A 16,735-nucleotide genomic window follows, 5' to 3' on the forward strand; every position below is an offset into this window, starting at 1 on the left:
GCTGTCACTGCTCCTGGGGACGGTGCGGGGAGGTTCCCCCTGCCCGGTCGAAGCCGGGAGCCGGGGGGAGGGTCGGGGGGAAGTCTGCGGTGTCCGTGGTGTGCACGGCCAGCGTGCGGTCCGGATTCAGCCGTACGACGATGTGGCGCCGCCAGGCGGCGTCGTCGCGGTCGGCGTGGTCCTCGCGCCAGTGGCAGCCGCGGGTCTCCTCGCGCTGCCGGGCGGCGGTGACCAGGACGCGGGCCACGCACAGGAGGTTGGTGGCCTCCCAGGTGTCGACGCCGGGCTCGGCGGTCTTGCCGTTCTCGTCGAGGGCGTCGCGGGCCTCGGCGTGCAGTCGCTGGAGCTGTTCGGCGGCCCCGGCGAGGGATGACGCGGACCGCAGGACGCCGGCGCCGCCGGTCATGATCCGCTGGATCGCGAACCGGGCCTCGGGGGCGAGCAGCGGGTGCGCCGGCTTCTCGGGCTGCGTCACCGGGGCGGGCACCCGCGCGTGCAGGCCGTCCGCCGTCCGGCTCGCCGTGATGTCGGCGACGATCCGCTCGGCGTAGACGAGCCCCTCCAGCAGCGAGTTGGAGGCGAGCCGGTTGGCTCCGTGCACGCCGGTGCAGGCGACCTCGCCGCACGCGTACAGGCCGGGCACCGTCGTACGGCCCCGGGGGTCGGTGCGCACCCCGCCGGAGGCGTAGTGGGCGGCGGGGGCGATCGGGATGGGCTCGCGCACCGGGTCGATGCCGTGGGCGCGGCAGGCGGCGAGGATCGTCGGGAAGCGGTGCTCCCACATGTCGGCGCCGAAGTGCCGGGCGTCGAGGAACATGTGTTCGGCGTCCTGCTCCTGCATGCGGCGCATGATGCCCTTGGCGACGATGTCCCGGGGCGCCAGTTCGGCCAGCTCGTGCTGCCCGACCATGAAGCGCACGCCACCGGCGTCGACCAGGTGGGCGCCCTCGCCGCGCACCGCCTCGGAGACCAGCGGCTGCTGTCCCTCGGCGTCGGCGCCCAGGAACAGCACCGTGGGGTGGAACTGCACGAACTCCAGGTCGGAGACCTCGGCCCCCGCGCGCAGGGCGAGCGCCACTCCGTCGCCGGTCGACACGGGCGGGTTGGTGGTCGCGGAGAACACCTGGCCCATGCCGCCGGTCGCGAGGACCACCGCGGGGGCGTGCACCGCGCCGACGCCGTCGTGCTGGCCCTCGCCCATCACGTGCAGGGTGACGCCCGCGGTGCGGCCCTCGGCGTCCGTCAGCAGGTCCAGCACGAGCGCGTTCTCGATCGCGCGTACGCCACGCGCGTGCACCGCCTCGACGAGCGCCCGGGAGATCTCGGCACCGGTCGCGTCGCCGCCCGCGTGCGCGATGCGGCGGCGGTGGTGGCCGCCCTCCCGGGTGAGTTCGAGCCGGCCCTCGGAGGACTCGTCGAAGTGGGCGCCGGTCTCGATCAGCCGCCGTACGGCGTCGGGCCCCTCGGTGACGAGGATCCGCACGGCCTCCTCGTCACACATGCCCGCGCCCGCGACCAGCGTGTCGTCCAGGTGCTGCTGCGGGGTGTCGCCCTCGCCGAGGGCCGCGGCGATGCCGCCCTGGGCCCAGCGGGTGGAGCCGTCGTCGAGACTGGCCTTGGTGACGACGACCGTCGTCAGACCGGCGGCCTCGCAGCGCAGGGCCGCGGTCAGTCCGGCCACGCCGGAGCCGACGACCACCACGTCCGCGGAGATGGACCACCCGGGGGCGGGCGCGTGCAGTCGTATGCCTGTGCTGGTCACGAGGCGGCTCCGAAGGTGAGAGGAAGGTTGTCGATCAGCCGGGTCGTACCGACCCGGGCGGCGACGGCGAGGACGGCCTCACCGGTGAAGTCGTCCTCGATCTCGGTGAAGTCGGACGGATCGACGAGCGCGAGGTAGTCCAGTGCGAGCGGCGGGTCGAGCCGGACGGCCTCGTCGAGCACGAGGCGCGCGGCGGCGCGGACGCCCGCCGCGCAGCCGGGCACGGCCTTGGCGACCGCGTGGGTGTCGGCGGCAGCGCGGGACTCGCCCAGGGCGCTGAGGGCCTCGGCACGCGCGTGCGTCGCGGGCACTTCACGCGCCCGCGCGCGCAGCGCCTCCTGGGCCGCGTGCCGGTCGCAGCCCGCGAACAGGGCCTGGGACAGGGCCAGGGCGGTGCTCCGCTCCCGGGGCGAGAGGTAGCGGTTGCGGCTGGACAGGGCCAGGCCGTCCTCCTCGCGCACGGTCGGCACGCCGACGATCTCGATGCCGAAGTTCAGGTCCCGCACCATCCGCCGGACCAGGGCGAGCTGCTGGGCGTCCTTCTGCCCGAACAGGGCCACGTCGGGCCGGGTGAGGTGCAGCAGCTTGCCGACGACGGTGAGCATGCCGTCGAAGTGGCCGGGGCGCGTGGCGCCCTCCAGGCGTTCGCCCATGGGGCCCGCGCTGATGCGGACCTCGGGCCGGCCACCCGGGTAGACCTCGTCCACGGACGGGGCGAACACGACGTCCGCGCCCGCCTGCTCGGCGATCTTGAGGTCGGCGTCCAGGGTGCGCGGGTAGCGGTCGAGGTCCTCGCCAGCGCCGAACTGGAGCGGGTTGACGAAGACCGTGACCACGACCTCGCCGTCCGGACCGGCGCTCTCCCGCGCGGTACGGATCAGGGTGGCGTGTCCCTCGTGCAGGGCGCCCATGGTCATCACCACGGCCCGGCGGCCCGCACGCGTGCGTGCGCGCAGTTCGCCGGCGGTGCGCAGGGTGGTGGTCATCCGGCGGCTCCTTCGGTGCCGTGGGTCCCGTCGGTCCGGCCCGTCCCGTCGGCGAGTACCCCGAGCAGGTCCTCGGCGAGTTCCGGCTTCAGCAGTCCGTGGGCGAGCGCCCGGTCGGCGGTCGCGCGGGCCATCGCCAGATAGCCGGCGACGGTCTGCGGGGCGTGCTCGCGCAGCTGGCCGATGTGCGCGGCGACCGTGCCCGCGTCCCCGCGCGCGACGGGGCCGGTGAGCGCCGCGTCACCGGAGCGCAGGGCGTTGTCGAGGGCGGCGCCGAGCAGCGGGCCGAGCATCCGGTCGGGCGCCTCGACGCCGGCCGTGCGCAGCAGTTCCATGGACTGGGCGACCAGCGTGACCAGGTGGTTGGCGCCCAGGGCGAGGGCCGCGTGGTAGAGCGGCCGGTTCTCCTCGGCGATCCACTCCGGCTCGCCGCCCATCTCGATGACGAGCGCCTCGGCGGCCAGTCGCAGTTCGTCCGGGGCGGTGACGCCGAAGGAGCAGCCGGCCAGTCGCTGCACGTCCACGGCGGTGCCTGTGAAGGTCATCGCGGGATGCAGGGCCAACGGCAGAGCGCCCGCGCGCAGGGCGGGGTCCAGCACCTTCGCGCCGTACCGCCCGGAGGTGTGCACCAGGAGCTGTCCCGGCCGTACGGCACCGGTCTCGGCGAGGCCGGTCACCAGGTCGGGCAGGGTGTCGTCCGGGACGGTCAGCAGCACCAGGTCGGCGCGGCGGAGCACTTCGGCGGGCGGGACGACCGGCACGTCGGGCAGCAGCAGCGCGGCCCGCCTCCTGGAGGCGTCGGAGACGCCGGAGACGGCCACCGGGCGGTGCCCGGCGAGTTCGAGGGACGCGGCCAGCGCGGGGCCCACGCGACCGGCACCGACCACGCCGACGGTGAGCCGCGCGGGGCGGTCCCTGGGATCTGGCTGTTGGACTGTACTCACGCGACCGTGGCCTTCCCGTTCCAGTCCGCTCTGGGTACCGGACGATTTCTCGTCATGTTAACGCTATCCGCCCCGGGGGCGACCGGCCGTCCACAGGCTGTGGAGTTCCGGGGCGCCTCGGCATCCGGTGGGTCCGTGTGCCTCCCCGATCGGCGCACGGCATGATCCGGGGCATGGACGACACGGTGGAGCAGGGCGCGCGGAACGCGGGGCGGGCGGAGGACGTGGAGAGGACGGAGACCACAGGAGGCCCGGGAGGCACGGGAGGCGCAGAAGGCACAGGGGACACGGAGGCTTCGCCGCACCAGGAGGCGCAGGCGTCCCAGGGCCCCCAAGACCCCCAGGAGCGCATACAGGAGCGACGTTCCCTCGCCTACCGAAAGGCTCGGCGCCTCCTGTCCCGCCCGGGATCACGGGGCACCCTCCGCGAACGTCTCGCACACCTGCACGAGACGGCACCCCAGGTCTACGACCTCGACGAACCGGCGGACGTCTACGGCAACCGGATCGTGTCGCACCTGGAGGAACGGGTCGCCGCACTGCTGGGCACGGAGGCCGCCGCGTTCTTCCCGACCGGCACGATGGCCCAGCAGGTGGCCCTGCGCTGCTGGGCGGGCCGCACCGGGGACCCCAGGGTCGCGCTGCACGCGCTGGCACACCCGGAGGTGCATGAGCGGCAGGCGTTCAGCCAGGTCAGCGGCCTGCGCCCGGTCCGGGTGACGAGCGAGCCCCGGATGCCGACGGCCGACGAGGTGCGTGACTTCCCGGAGCCCTTCGGGACCCTGATGCTGGAACTGCCCCTCAGGGACGCCGGTTTCGTCCTGCCCTCCTGGGCCGAGCTCACCGAGGTGGTGGAGGCGGCGCGCGAGCGGGACGCGGTGGTGCACATCGACGGCGCGCGCCTGTGGGAGTCCACCGTCCACTTCGGCCGTCCCCTGGCGGAGATCGCGGGCCTCGCGGACAGCGTCTACGTGTCGTTCTACAAGTCCCTGGACGGCTTCGGCGGCGCTGCCCTGGCCGGACCCGCGACCCTGGTGGAGGAGGCGAAGGTCTGGCGCCACCGGTACGGCGGCATGGTGTTCCAGCAGTTCCCCACCGTGCTGTCGGCGCTCGCCGGCCTCGACCGCGAGCTGCCCCGGCTGCCCGAGTACGTGCGCCACGCGCGCGTGGTGGCCGCCGCGCTGCGGGAGGGGTTCGCCGAGGCGGGCGTGCCGTGGGCGCGCGTGCACCCCGAGGAGCCGCACACCCACGATTTCCAGGTGTGGCTGCCGTACGGGCCGGACGTGCTCTCCGAGGCGGCGGTGCTCCAGGCCGAGGAGACGCAGACGCTGCTCTTCGCCTCCGGCTGGCAGTCCGGCGGACCGGGGCTGGCCTTCACCGAGGTCGCCGTGCGCTCCGCCGGCCTGGACTGGACGGCCGAGGACGTGAAGGCGGCCGTCGCGGAGTTCGTGACCCGGCTGCGCGGGGTGCACGAGGGCGTCGGCGGCTAGGGCGACCTGCCGCGCCCAGGGCGGCCTTGCGCGTCGACGGCGTTGTCGGTGGCGGGGTGCACCATGGAGGCATGAGCGTGAGCATCGACATCGCGGGGCTGCGGCCGGAGAGGGTCGCCGTCGTGCCCTCTCCCCTGGCCGAGCTCGGCATGGCGCTGCACGCACTGGCCGAGCCCGGTCACCACCCGGCACTCCAGGGCTGGGTGACGAGCGTGACCAGCCGGCTCGACTCGCACCTGGCCGACCGGATGTGCGAGGCCGACTTCCTGTGGCGTACGACGTTCTCGGACGTGTTCCTGCCGTGCGCGGGCATCCCGGGCGGCGGCACGCTCCCGGGCGCCACCCTCGCCGAGGACCTGGACCTCCTGGACAAGCTGACGGACGAGCAGTTCGTTGACGCGGCCCTGGAGTTCACCTGTCCGCTGACCTATGACACCAGGGCGCCGGACATCCTGTCCGACCCCGCCGTCCGCAGCCGGGCGCTGGAGGCCGCCGCCTCCCGCGGCCCGCAGCAGGTGCGGTTCGCCCGGCGGCTGCTCGACGACCCGCCCGGTGTCCGGGCCTGGCTGCGGCGCTTCCTGGAGGACTGCGACAAGGCGTTCTTCGAGGAGACCTGGTCCCGGCTGCGCCACCAGCTGACGGCGGACGCCCGGCACAAGACGGAGCTGCTGCGGCACAAGGGGCCGGCCGAGGCGCTGACCGCGGTCTCCCCCGTCGTGACGGTGGACGAGACGGCCGGTCGGATCGTCGTGGACAAGCTGATCCAGGGCCGCACCGCCACGGCGGGCGGCGGCCTCCTCCTGGTACCGACCAGCCTCGGCCTCCCGCATCTGAACGTACTGTTCCGCTTCGGCTGGCAGCCGCTGCTGCACTACCCGGTCGGGTCGCCCGAACCGGCCTCGCCCCCGTCGGTCGACCAGCTCGCCCTGCGGATGACCGCCCTGTCCCACCCCGTCCGGATGCGCCTGTGCCGTCATCTGGCCCGCAGCGGGTACACCACCAGCGAGCTGGCCCAGGTGCACGGGATGACCGCGCCCGAGATATCCCGCCACCTCGGGGTGCTCAAGAAGGCCGGCCTGGTCACCACCCGCCGGCGCGGCCGGTACGTCCTGCACCAGCTGGACGTCTCCGTGGTGGCACGGCTGGGCAGCGACTTCCTGGAGGGGATCCTCAGGTAACCGCGGCGGCCGGGGACACCCCCGGACCGTCCCGGCGGGCGGACGTCCCGGCGGCCGGACGGTCAGTCGAACCGGATGTGCCCGATCCCCACCCGTGCCTGCCGCAGCCGGGTCCGCAGCGCGCCCTCGGTGTTGGGCCGCAGCGTCAGTCCGGCCAGCACGGCTATGCGGTCCGCCGTCTTCGGCACGGTCGAGTGATCGGTCCACAGGTGCTCGGCGAACTCCGGTTCGCTCAGCCGCACCAGGCAGTGGTCGAGCCGCCGCACGGCCCAGCTCTCCCCGCGCGGCGCCGCGCTCTTCCGGGTGACGTGGGAGAGCAGGCGCCCGATCCCGCGCTCCCGCAGCCGTCGCAGTACGGTCTCGCGCTGGGCGAGCAGCGTGAAGTGGCGCACGTCGTGGCCGAGTTCGCGGAGCCGGCCCACGGTCTCGGCGAAGTAGCCGGAGTCGGTGACCGTCATCGGGACGATCACCACGCCGTCCTGCTCGGTGAGGGCCCGGTCGAGGATCTCGACGACACCCCGCCGCCAGGAGACCAGGTCCTGGAAGTCGCCGCGCAGTTCGGGCGGCAGCATCCGGCGCAGGCCGAAACCGGCGTGCTCGGGGTCGCAGATCACGCTGCCGGGCAGCCGGCGCCGGATCTCGTGTGCGGTCTGTGTCTTGCCGCCCCCGAAGGGGCCGTTGATCCACAGGAGCATGCGCAGACCCTAGTGGCCGCCGGTCGCGCCCGGGTCACGATTCCCCGTGATCCGCGCCCGGTCCGCACCCCCGTGGCGCACGTGCCACCATCCACGCCCCGCAGCCCACGCCCTGTGATCCACTCTCCGCGGCCGGCTCCAGAGGCCCGCCCCACAAGCGAGGCCGGCTCAGAAGCCTCCCCCACAAGCGAGGCCCGCCCAGAAGCCCGCTCCAGGCCTCCGCTCCCGCCGTCCGCCCGGCTCAGCCCCGTCCGCCGCCGGCCCGCACCAGCCCCGTCTCGTACGCCAGGACCACCACCTGCACCCGGTCCCGCAGCCCCAGCTTCGTCAGGATGCGGCCCACGTGCGTCTTGACCGTCGCCTCGGACAGCACCAGCCGGGCCGCGATCTCGCCGTTGGACAGCCCCTGCGCGACCAGCACCATCACCTCGCGCTCCCGGTCGGTGAGCCGCTCCAGCTCCTTGTACTGGGGCTCCTTGCCGGTGGCGGGCAGCATCGGGGCGAAGCGGTCGAGGAGGCGCCGTGTGGTGGAGGGCGCGACCACGGCGTCGCCGCTGTGCACCGAGCGGATCGCGGTGAGCAGCTCGGCGGGCGGCACGTCCTTGAGCATGAACCCGGACGCGCCCGCCTTCAGCCCCGAGAACGCGTACTCGTCCAGGTCGAAGGTGGTCAGGATCAGCACCTTCGGCGGCTCGGGTTCCGAGCAGATCCGGCGGGTGGTCTCCACACCGTCGAGCTTCGGCATGCGGACGTCCATCAGGACGACGTCGACAGCGGTGGCGCGCAGCACCTGGAGGGCCTCGACGCCGTCGCCCGCCTCCGCGACGACCTCCATGTCCGGCTGGGCGGCGAGCACCATCCGGAACCCGGTGCGCAGCAGCACCTGGTCGTCGACGAGCATCACGCGGATCGTCATGAGGCCTCTTCCGTTTCGTGGGGCGTGGGGCGCGGGGCGTGGGGCGTGACTAGTGTCCGTGACTTGTGTCGGTGACGAGTGTGCGTGACAGGTGTCAACGAGGGGCGTGCCTGCGCGTCAATGCGCCGGTTTGAGCGGGAGCAGGGCACTGATACGGAATCCTCCGCCCGGACGCGGGCCCGCGTCGAGCGTTCCGCCGACCATGCCCACGCGCTCGCGCATACCGATCAGACCGTGGCCCCGGCCGTCCGCACCGCCCTCCTCGTACAGCTCGTGCGGAGCGCCCTTGCCGTCGTCCTCGACGAGCAGGCCGAGGCCGTCGTCGAAGTAGACCAGGCGCACGCTCGCGCCCGCTTTCGGGCCGCCATGCTTGCGGGTGTTGGTGAGCGCCTCCTGCACGATGCGGTACGCCGTGAGCTCGACGCCGCTGGGCAGCGGGCGCGGGGTGCCCTCGACCTTGAAATCGACGGGCAGGCCCGAGGTCCGGCACTGCTCCACGAGGTCCTCGATCTGCTGCACGTCGGGCTGCGGCACGTACTCCCCGACCTCCTTGTGCTCACCGGTGCGCAGTACGCCCAGCAGGCGGCGCATCTCGGCGAGGGCCTGGCGGCCGGTGGAGGAGATCGTCTCCAGGGCCTTCTTCGCCTGGTCGGGCGCCGCGTCGAGGACGTAGGCGGCGCCGTCGGCCTGCACCACCATCACGGACACGTTGTGCGCGACCACGTCGTGCAGCTCGCGCGCGATCCGGGCGCGCTCGGCGGCGACCGCGACCTTCGCCTGCGCCTCGCGCTCCGTCTCCAGGCGCGCGGCGCGCTCCTCCAACTGCGCGAAGTAGGCGCGGCGGGTGCGGATCGAGTCGCCGAGCACCCAGGCGAGCGCGAACGGCACGGTCTGGAAGACCACCATCGCGACGTTCCCCGCGGTGCTCGTCTCCTGGTTCGGCCAGCGCAGCTGCGCCAGGGAGGCCGCGACCAGGCTCATGGCCAGCGCGAGCCAGGACGCCCAGCGCGCGCCGGTCGCGGCGACCGTGTAGACGATCACCAGCATGGCGAAGTCGGCGGGCGCCGTCTCGACGTCGAGCACCAGTTGCGCCACCCCGAGCCCGGCGGTCAGCAGCAGCATCTTCTCCGGCATACGCCGGCGCAGCGCGACCACCAGGCTCAGCAGGAGCGTCACCGGGATGATCACGGCCTGCGAGTCGGTGCCCGCGGACTCCTGGCGGGTGACCTCGCTCGCCATCGAGATCCCGAACAGGACGGCGGCCCAGAAGCCGTCGACCCAGGTCGGGTGTCTGCGGAGGAAGTCGTAGAGGCGCTGCACGTAACCCAGCGTAGGGAAGCAAGATGCGTGCAGGGGTCAACCGGAGGACCGATCCGTACCGGGCGCATGTACTCCGCAAGGTGGAGGCCCTGATCACCAGGGCGCCTAGTCTGACCGGATGGAGGCGGAAACGACAGGCGTCACGGGCGGGGCGGACGCCGCCGGCACGGACGGCGAGTGGCGTGGCTGGCGGGCGGCGACCGAGGCCGCCCTGTACGGGCCGGACGGCTTCTACCGGCGGCCGGAGGGCCCCGCCGGACACTTCCGTACGTCGGTGCACGCCTCGCCGCTGTTCGCCGGCGCGGTGGCCCGGCTGCTGTGCCGGGTCGACGTGGCCCTGGGCAGGCCCGCCGCGCTCGACTTCGTCGACATGGCCGCCGGACGGGGCGAACTGGCCCGCGGGGTGCTCGGCGCGCTGCCCGCCGAGGTGGCCGTCCGCACGCGGGTGTCCGCCGTCGAGGTCGCGGACCGCCCGCGGGGCCTCGACCCGCGGATCGCGTGGCTGCCCGAGCCGCCGCGGCACGTCACCGGGCTGCTGTTCGCCAACGAGTGGCTGGACAACGTACCCGTGGACGTCGTCGAGGTGGACCCGGCGGGCGTACCGCGGCTGGTCCTGGTCCGGCGGGACGGCACCGAGCGGCTCGGCGAGCCGGTCGGGGGCGCCGCGGCGCGCTGGCTCGCGCGGTGGTGGCCGCTGCCGCGGGAGGAAGGGCTGCGCGCGGAGATCGGGCTCCCCCGGGACATCGCGTGGGCGTCCGCCGTCGCCCACGTCGAGCGGGGTCTCGCGGTGGCCGTGGACTACGCGCACACCGCGGGCGCACGCCCTCCGTTCGGGACGCTCACCGGCTTCCGGGAGGGGCGCGGGACGGCGCCCGTACCGGACGGGTCCTGCGATCTGACGGCGCATGTCGCGCTGGACGCCTGCGCACGGCCCGGCGCACGCCGGCTGCCGCAGCGCGAGGCGCTGAGCGCTCTGGGCCTGACCGGCGCCCGCCCTCCGCTCGCGCTCGCCTCCTCCGACCCCGCGGCGTACGTGCGCGCCCTCGCCAGCGCCGGGGAGGCCGCCGAGCTGACGGCGTCCGGCGGGCTCGGCGACTTCGGCTGGCTGCTCCAGCCGGTGGGCGTCGCGGACCCGCTCGGCCCGGCCGGCGACCTACTTGTCGATGTCCCCGACGACGAAGAACAGTGACCCGAGGATCGCCACCATGTCCGCCACCAGCGTGCCCGGCAGCAGCTCGGTCAGCGCCTGGATGTTGTTGTACGAGGCGGAGCGCAGCTTCAGCCGGTACGGGGTCTTCTCGCCCTTGCTGACCAGGTAGTAGCCGTTGATGCCGAGCGGGTTCTCGGTCCACGCGTACGTGTGTCCCTCGGGCGCCTTCAAAACCTTCGGCAGCCGCTGGTTGACCGGCCCCGGCGGCAGCTCGGCGAGCCGGTCGAGGCAGGCGTCGGCGAGCTCCAGCGCGTTGTGCGTCTGCTCCAGGAGGCACTCGAAGCGGGCCAGGCAGTCGCCCTCGCGCCGGGTGACCACCCTCAGGGTGTCCTGGAGCTCCCCGTAGGCGAGGTAGGGCTCGTCCCGGCGCAGGTCGAAGTCGACGCCCGAGGCGCGCGCGATCGGCCCGCTCACGCCGTACGCGTGCACGGCCTCCGGCGCGAGGGCGCCCACGCCCCGGGTACGCCCCCGGAAGATCTCGTTGCCGAGCACCAGGTCGTCGAAGACGCCCATGCGCGAGCGCACCGCGGAGACGGCCCCACGCGCGCGTGCGGCCCAGCCGGCCGGCAGGTCCTCCTTGAGGCCCCCGACGCGGTTGAACATGTAGTGCATGCGCCCGCCGGAGACCTCCTCCATGACGTTCTGGAGGACCTCGCGCTCCCGGAACGCGTAGAAGACCGGGGTGATGCCGCCCAGTTCCAGCGGATACGACCCCAGGAACATCAGGTGGTTCAGCACCCGGTTCAGCTCGGCGAGGAGTGTGCGTGTCCACACCGCGCGCCGCGGGACCTCCATGCCGAGCATGCGCTCCACCGCGAGGACCACGCCGAGCTCGTTCGAGAAGGCCGACAGCCAGTCGTGGCGGTTGGCGAGCATGATGATCTGGCGGTAGTCGCGCGCCTCGAAGAGCTTCTCGGCGCCACGGTGCATGTAGCCGATCACCGGCTCGGCGCTGACGATGCGCTCGCCGTCCAGTACGAGCCGCAGCCGCAGCACACCGTGCGTGGAGGGATGCTGGGGTCCGATGTTCAGCACCATGTCGGTGCTCTCCGCGGCACCGCCGATCCCGACCGTGGTCTCCGTAGGAGTCATGGACACAGTCTCCCCTACGTACGCTGGCCTCATGGAAACGGGGAGCCGGGAAAACACCGGAGCGACGACCGGGAGCGGGCCGGAGTGGACGGGGCTGCCGCCCGGCCTGCTGCGGATGCGACGGCTGCTGCTGGTGGTGTGGCTGGGACTGGCGACCCTCGCCACCGGACTGCTGCTCGGCCTGCTCGCGGGCCCCGCCTGGGCCGCCTTCGCGCTGCTGCCGGCGGCGCTGACCGTCTGGGGCTGGGTGATGCTCGGCCGCAACTGGCGCTCCTGGCGCTACGCCGAGCGCGCCGACGACCTGCTCATCAGCAAAGGCGTGCTGTGGCGCGAGGAGACCGTCGTCCCGTACGGGCGGATGCAGCTGGTCGAGGTCACCTCCGGGCCCGTCGAGCGGCACTTCGGGCTGGCCAGCGTGCAGCTGCACACGGCGGCCGCCGCCACCGACGCGACCATCCCCGGCCTCGACCCGGCCGAGGCGGAACGGCTGCGCGACCGGCTCACCGAGCTCGGCGAGGCCCGATCGGCGGGGCTGTGACCGCGCCGGACGTCGACCGGGACGTACGCGAGGACCGGCCCGTCACCGAGCGGCGGCTGCACCCCGTCACACCGTTCAGACGGGCCTGGGCTCCCGTCGCGGTGATCGTCGGATGGGCGGTGCACGACCCCAACCAGGCCCAGGAACAACTGACCCGGCTGACCACCACGACCCTGCTGCTCGCCCTCGCCGTGTTCGTCCCGGCCGCCGCCCTCTACGGCTTCCTCACCTGGTGGTTCACCCACTTCTCGGTGACCGACTCCGAACTGCGCATACGCACCGGTCTGTTGTTCCGGCGCACCGCGCACATCCGGCTGGAACGCATCCAGGCCGTCGACGTCACCCGGCCGCTCCTCGCGCGCGTGGCGGGTGTCGCCAAGCTCAGGATCGACGTCGTCGGCACGGACAAGAAGGACGAACTCGCCTTCCTGGGCGAGGACGACGCGCGGGCGCTGCGGGCCGAACTGCTCGCCCGGGCGGCCGGCTTCGCGCCCGAGACGGCCCACGAGGTCGGCGAGGCACCGTCCCGGCAACTGCTGCGCGTGCCCGCGGGCGACCTCGCCGTCTCCCTGCTGCTGACCGGCGCGACCTGGGGCTCGCTGGCCGCCGCGCTCGTCGTGCCGCCGGTGCTGTGGCTGGCCACCCACAGCGTGTGGACGGTCCTCGCGACCGGTGTACCGCTGCTCGGCGCGGCCGGTGCCAGCAGCATGGGGCGGTTCGTCGGCGAGTACGACTGGACGCTGGGCGACTCGCCGGACGGGCTGCGGATCGACCACGGGCTGCTGGACCGCAGCCACGAGACGGTGCCGCCGGGACGCGTGCAGACCGTACGGCTCGTGCAGCCGCTGCTGTGGCGGCGGCGCGACTGGGTGCGGGTGGAGCTGGACGTGGCCGGCTCGTCCAACTCCGTGCTGGTGCCGGTCGCGCCGCGGGAGCTCGCCGAGGTGGTCGTCGCGCGCGTGCTGCCCGGAGTGACCGTGCCGGCGGCCACCGCGCTGTCCCGGCCGCCGCGCCGGGCGGGCCGGTGCCTGCCGGTGTGGTGGCGCGGGCACGGGCTCGTCGTCACCGACGCGGTGTTCGCCACCCGGCGCGGGCTGCTGCGGCGGAACCTGGCACTGGTGCCGCACGCCAAGGTGCAGAGCGTACGGCTGACGCAGGGGCCCTGGCAGCGGCTGTGGCGGGTCGCCGACGTGCACGTGGACACCGGCGCGAACAAGTCGGTGACAGCCCGGCTGCGGGACGCGGACGAGGCCGCGGAGCTGCTGCGCGGGCAGGCCGAGCGCTCGCGTACGGGACGTCGTGACGCTCGGCCGGACCGGTGGATGACCTGAGCGGCGTCAGGACGCCGCGCTGCGCAGCCCCTGAAGGTCGATCTGCTCCGTCTCGTCGTGCGCCGTCAGGTCGATGACCTGGCCGACACCGCGCGCCTGCGGGTCCACCGGCTTGAACTCCGCCTCCGCCTCCGCCTTGTGCAGGGCGAGAGCCTCCTGACCGACGACGTCGGCGAGGTCCTCGTTCTGCACGGCCTCCAGGGCGGCGGACTCCGCCGACTTCGCCATACCGAAGAAGTCGAACCCGCCTTCCGCCGTCGGCCGCCGCACGGGCGTGGCCGCCGGTACGACGGCCACCGCGGTCGGCACGGTGAAGTGTCCCGAGGGCCGCTGCACGGGGGCACCGGACCGCACCGGGGCGGCGGTCTCGCCGGGGGCCGGGGTCGCGGCGACGGCGGTGGTCTCCGGCAGGGTGGCGGCCCGAGCCTGGGCGACCGCCTCCGAGGCGGTGCCGGTGGCCGCAGGGGCCGCCATGGCGGCCTGGGCGAGGGGCTTCGCCTGGACGGCGACCACCGTCGAGGCGGCCGGCTCCGCCCGGGGCGCGGTCCGCGCGGGGGCGACCGTGTCGGCCGAAGCCGCGGTCCGCGCCGAAGCGTCGTTCCGTACCGGGGTCTCGTTCCGCGCCGGGGCGGCCGTCTCCGCGCGCGTGGCGGTCGGCGCCGGGGCGGCCGCGCGCACGCGGGTGGCGGCGTCCGCCGGGGCGGGCGTCTCCGCCACGTCGGCGGCACGCGCCCGGGTGGGCGCCGTCGCCTCCTGGGCGGCGGTGCGCGTCGAGGTGACCGTGCGCACGCGGGCGGCGGCGTCCGCCGGGGTCGCCGCGCCGGTGGCGGCGTTCCGGGCGGTGGGCTGGTCCTCCGTGTGGGCCAGGGGTTCGGCGGCCGCGCGCTGGTGCCCGTCGACCGCCTCGGGCTTCCCCTGCGCCTCGTCCTCCTGCGCGGCCTCCGCCTTGGTGGCGCCACCGTCGGCGACCCGACCGGCGGAACGGGTCGGCTCGGACGGCTCCGACGACCTGGACGGCTCGGACGCCGGGTCCGTGACGGCCTCGCCGTCGAACCGGGTCAGCGCCGCCTTCGCGCGCAGGAACAGCTTGGAGCCCTCGGGCGAGAAGACGGTCGAGGCCGCCGACGGCCCCCCGGCGGAGGTCTCGGTGTCCTCGGCCCTGTCCACACCCTCCGCCGTCGCCGTGTCCTCGGCGTCCTCGTCCTCAGGATCCCCGGCGTCCTCGCCGTACTCCGCGTCCTCGTCGTACTCCGCGTCCTCGTCGTACTCCGCGTCCTCGGCCCAGGTGTCGGCCTCGGTCTCCGTCCCGGCCGGGGCAGCCACAGCCCCGGTCTCCTCCCCGGTGGGCGGCACCGGCGCGGGCGGCAGGGCACGGGCCGGGACCGTGGCCTCTATCTCGAGCAGCCGACGGCCCTCGAGGGCGGTCGCGCGCTCGGTCTCCGCCGTGGCGTACCGCCGCAGCAGCGCCGCGTGCTCGTTGCGCAGCCCCGCCAGCTCCGCGCGCTTGGCCCGCAGCCGCTGCTCCAGTTTGACGCGCAGCTCGCGGGACTCCTCGAGGTCGGTCTCCAGTTCGGCGACCCGTTCCTCGTGCCGCCAGTCGTCGCTCACCCGCGCGCGCGTGAGGTCGGCGACCTGCTTGCCCGCCTGGCTGTCCCAGCGGCGCATGACGACCGCGCCCAGGACGGCCGTCAGGGCGGCCGCCGCGGCCAGCGCGCGGAGCGCCGTCGCCTGTGTGAACACCCAGGGGGCGAGCGCACAGACAACGGAGACGCCGGCGATCACCGAAGGCGGCAACAGCCTGTGCAAGGGCGGGGAATGGCGGTGACGTCCACGTGGCATGGCCAGAAACTTACCGCGCGTAGGCGAACAGTGGTGCCCCGGCCCGTAAAAATCGCAACCATAACGAGGCCTTTTCAGTGTTCGCTCAGCCGCCCGCTGATCCACTGAAGCGTCGGCGGGATCTCCCGCCGCCAGGTGTTGAAGTTGTGCCCGCCGCTTTCGAGGATGATCGACGAGATCCGCGTCCGGTTCGTGGCCTTCACCCGCTCGATGAACCTCAGCGTCGATGTGTAATTGGCCTCGCCCACCTTGCTGCTGGTGACGAGCAGTGAGGTGTCGGGCGCGGGGCTGTGCTTGAGGTACCACATGAGGTCGGCCCGGTGACGGAGTTGCTCGTCGCCGTGGAAGAGGTCACCGGTGGTCGGGTCGATCGGCGCCTTGTAGTACGGCGACAGACCCGCCCCCGCCGCGTACACGCCGGGATGGTGCAGAGCGAGCTTCAATGCACAGTAACCGCCGGTGGAATCGCCGATGATGCCCCAACTGCCCGGCTTCCTGCCCACCCGATAGTGGGCGAGTACGGCGTCGGGCAGGTCCTCGGCGAAGAACGACTCGGTCCTCGGACCGCCCGGCACGTCCACGCACTCCGTGTCCCGCGGCGGCGCCACCGTCGGCCGCAGCATCACCAGGATCATCGGCTGCATACGGCCGTCCTCGGCGAGCTCCCTGGCCGTGCGCGGATAGTCCAGCTTGTCCACCAGCGCCTCGGCCGTGCCCGGATATCCGGTGAGGACGACCGCCGCCGGGAACGTGCGCGAGCGGTACGCGGCCTGGAAGTACTCCGGCGGCAGGTACACATAGGCGGGCGTGGAGATGCGGGTCGTACGGCCGACCACGGAGACCTTCTGGATCTGCCCGCCGACCTCCGGCCGGGAACCGCTCCCCGACGTCACCCGCCGGGTGTCGACCACCTCCAGCGGGCCGCCGGAACCTCCGCCGGCCGTGTGGTCGACGACCACCCCCTGCTCCGTCTCCCGCCCGAACAGGTCCGCCCAGCTCGCGTAGAACCCGAAGGCCTGGTTGGCCGCGAGCGCCACACAGACGAACAACGTCAATTGGGTGGCGAGCAGCAGGACCACCCTCCCGGTGACGGCCCGCCAGCCGCGCCGGGCCAGCCGCGGCCACAGCAGGACCGTGCCGACGAACAGCAGTACGGCGCACACGATCGCCAGCACCAGCATCTTGTCGCTCGTGAGCCCCATCAGGGTTTCCTGCCTGCGCTTTCCGCACGGTCTCCCGCACTTCCCCGCGATCTTTCGCGAGGTCTTGTCCCGGACTTTCCTTCGCCTTTGAGGCAGCTTTGTCGGGGAGAATGAACCTCTCCCCCCAAGACACCGTCCTAGAGGGCGCAATGTCGCCGGATGCCCGAAAGATCGGCACCGGATTCAAGGTCTCTCGCAGAACCACGGGGATGCGATGTCTGTCAGGGAAGAT

14 protein-coding genes are annotated in these 16,735 nt (G+C 73.7%); 5 read left to right on the forward strand and 9 right to left on the reverse strand.

Annotation, left to right across the window (positions count from 1 at the left end; all coding sequences use genetic code 11):
- Nucleotides 1–4 precede the first annotated feature (4 nt).
- The 3 genes from ACWCQK_RS04735 to ACWCQK_RS04745 are packed head-to-tail and all read right to left on the reverse strand — an operon-like array spanning nt 5 to nt 3,692.
- Nucleotides 5–1,762, reverse strand: coding sequence for an L-aspartate oxidase (locus ACWCQK_RS04735; RefSeq protein WP_451151923.1), 1,758 nt, complete (start codon nt 1,760–1,762; stop codon nt 5–7).
- Complete coding sequence (gene panC / locus ACWCQK_RS04740) at nt 1,759–2,748, reverse strand: pantoate--beta-alanine ligase (protein WP_451151925.1); 990 nt, start codon at nt 2,746–2,748, stop codon at nt 1,759–1,761. Before panC ends, ACWCQK_RS04735 begins: the two co-directional genes overlap by 4 nt.
- Nucleotides 2,745–3,692 carry a Rossmann-like and DUF2520 domain-containing protein gene (locus tag ACWCQK_RS04745; protein ID WP_451151927.1) on the reverse strand — a complete coding sequence of 316 codons (948 nt, stop codon included), beginning with the start codon at nt 3,690–3,692 and terminating at the stop codon, nt 2,745–2,747. The genes panC and ACWCQK_RS04745 overlap by 4 nt, the downstream gene beginning before the upstream one ends.
- Before the next feature lie 173 nt (nt 3,693–3,865).
- On the opposite strand from ACWCQK_RS04745, the gene ACWCQK_RS04750 reads away from it, so the two are divergent.
- Entirely contained in the window at nt 3,866–5,182 is a 1,317-nt protein-coding gene (locus ACWCQK_RS04750; RefSeq protein WP_451151929.1) for a threonine aldolase family protein, read from the forward strand.
- 71 nt (nt 5,183–5,253) lie between these two features.
- Entirely contained in the window at nt 5,254–6,360 is a 1,107-nt protein-coding gene (locus ACWCQK_RS04755) for a DUF5937 family protein (protein ID WP_451151931.1), read from the forward strand.
- Between the two features lie 62 nt (nt 6,361–6,422).
- Here ACWCQK_RS04755 and ACWCQK_RS04760 read toward each other — a convergent pair whose 3' ends face one another.
- From ACWCQK_RS04760 to ACWCQK_RS04770, 3 genes are all read right to left on the reverse strand, one after another.
- Nucleotides 6,423–7,055 carry an AAA family ATPase gene (locus tag ACWCQK_RS04760; RefSeq protein ID WP_451151933.1) on the reverse strand — a complete coding sequence of 211 codons (633 nt, stop codon included), beginning with the start codon at nt 7,053–7,055 and terminating at the stop codon, nt 6,423–6,425.
- A 241-nt stretch (nt 7,056–7,296) separates the two neighbouring features.
- Complete coding sequence (locus ACWCQK_RS04765; RefSeq protein WP_451151935.1) at nt 7,297–7,971, reverse strand: response regulator; 675 nt, start codon at nt 7,969–7,971, stop codon at nt 7,297–7,299.
- Nucleotides 7,972–8,088: 117 nt separating this feature from the next.
- Nucleotides 8,089–9,291 carry a sensor histidine kinase gene (locus ACWCQK_RS04770; RefSeq protein ID WP_451151937.1) on the reverse strand — a complete coding sequence of 401 codons (1,203 nt, stop codon included), beginning with the start codon at nt 9,289–9,291 and terminating at the stop codon, nt 8,089–8,091.
- A gap of 118 nt (nt 9,292–9,409) precedes the next feature.
- Between ACWCQK_RS04770 and ACWCQK_RS04775 the strand changes: the two genes are divergently transcribed.
- Nucleotides 9,410–10,480: an SAM-dependent methyltransferase gene (locus ACWCQK_RS04775; protein WP_451151939.1), complete on the forward strand. Its 1,071-nt coding sequence runs from the start codon at nt 9,410–9,412 to the stop codon at nt 10,478–10,480.
- Here the strand turns inward: ACWCQK_RS04775 and ACWCQK_RS04780 are convergent.
- A complete protein-coding gene (locus ACWCQK_RS04780; protein ID WP_451151941.1) occupies nt 10,445–11,593 on the reverse strand; it encodes an NADH-quinone oxidoreductase subunit D in 1,149 nt (382 codons plus the stop codon). The genes ACWCQK_RS04775 and ACWCQK_RS04780 overlap by 36 nt on opposite strands.
- Before the next feature lie 31 nt (nt 11,594–11,624).
- Between ACWCQK_RS04780 and ACWCQK_RS04785 the strand changes: the two genes are divergently transcribed.
- On the forward strand, nt 11,625–12,131 hold the full coding sequence (locus ACWCQK_RS04785) for a PH domain-containing protein (RefSeq protein WP_451151943.1): 507 nt from the start codon (nt 11,625–11,627) through the stop codon (nt 12,129–12,131).
- Entirely contained in the window at nt 12,128–13,462 is a 1,335-nt protein-coding gene (locus ACWCQK_RS04790; protein ID WP_451151945.1) for a PH domain-containing protein, read from the forward strand. Before ACWCQK_RS04785 ends, ACWCQK_RS04790 begins: the two co-directional genes overlap by 4 nt.
- A 6-nt stretch (nt 13,463–13,468) precedes the next feature.
- Here ACWCQK_RS04790 and ACWCQK_RS04795 read toward each other — a convergent pair whose 3' ends face one another.
- Together ACWCQK_RS04795 and ACWCQK_RS04800 are read right to left on the reverse strand one after the other, a co-directional pair.
- Complete coding sequence (locus ACWCQK_RS04795) at nt 13,469–15,301, reverse strand: hypothetical protein (RefSeq protein ID WP_451151947.1); 1,833 nt, start codon at nt 15,299–15,301, stop codon at nt 13,469–13,471.
- Between the two features lie 74 nt (nt 15,302–15,375).
- Nucleotides 15,376–16,503, reverse strand: coding sequence for an alpha/beta hydrolase (locus ACWCQK_RS04800; RefSeq protein WP_451151949.1), 1,128 nt, complete (start codon nt 16,501–16,503; stop codon nt 15,376–15,378).
- Nucleotides 16,504–16,735: the final 232 nt, after the last annotated feature.

This window comes from Streptomyces sp. NPDC002306 (assembly GCF_053593435.1).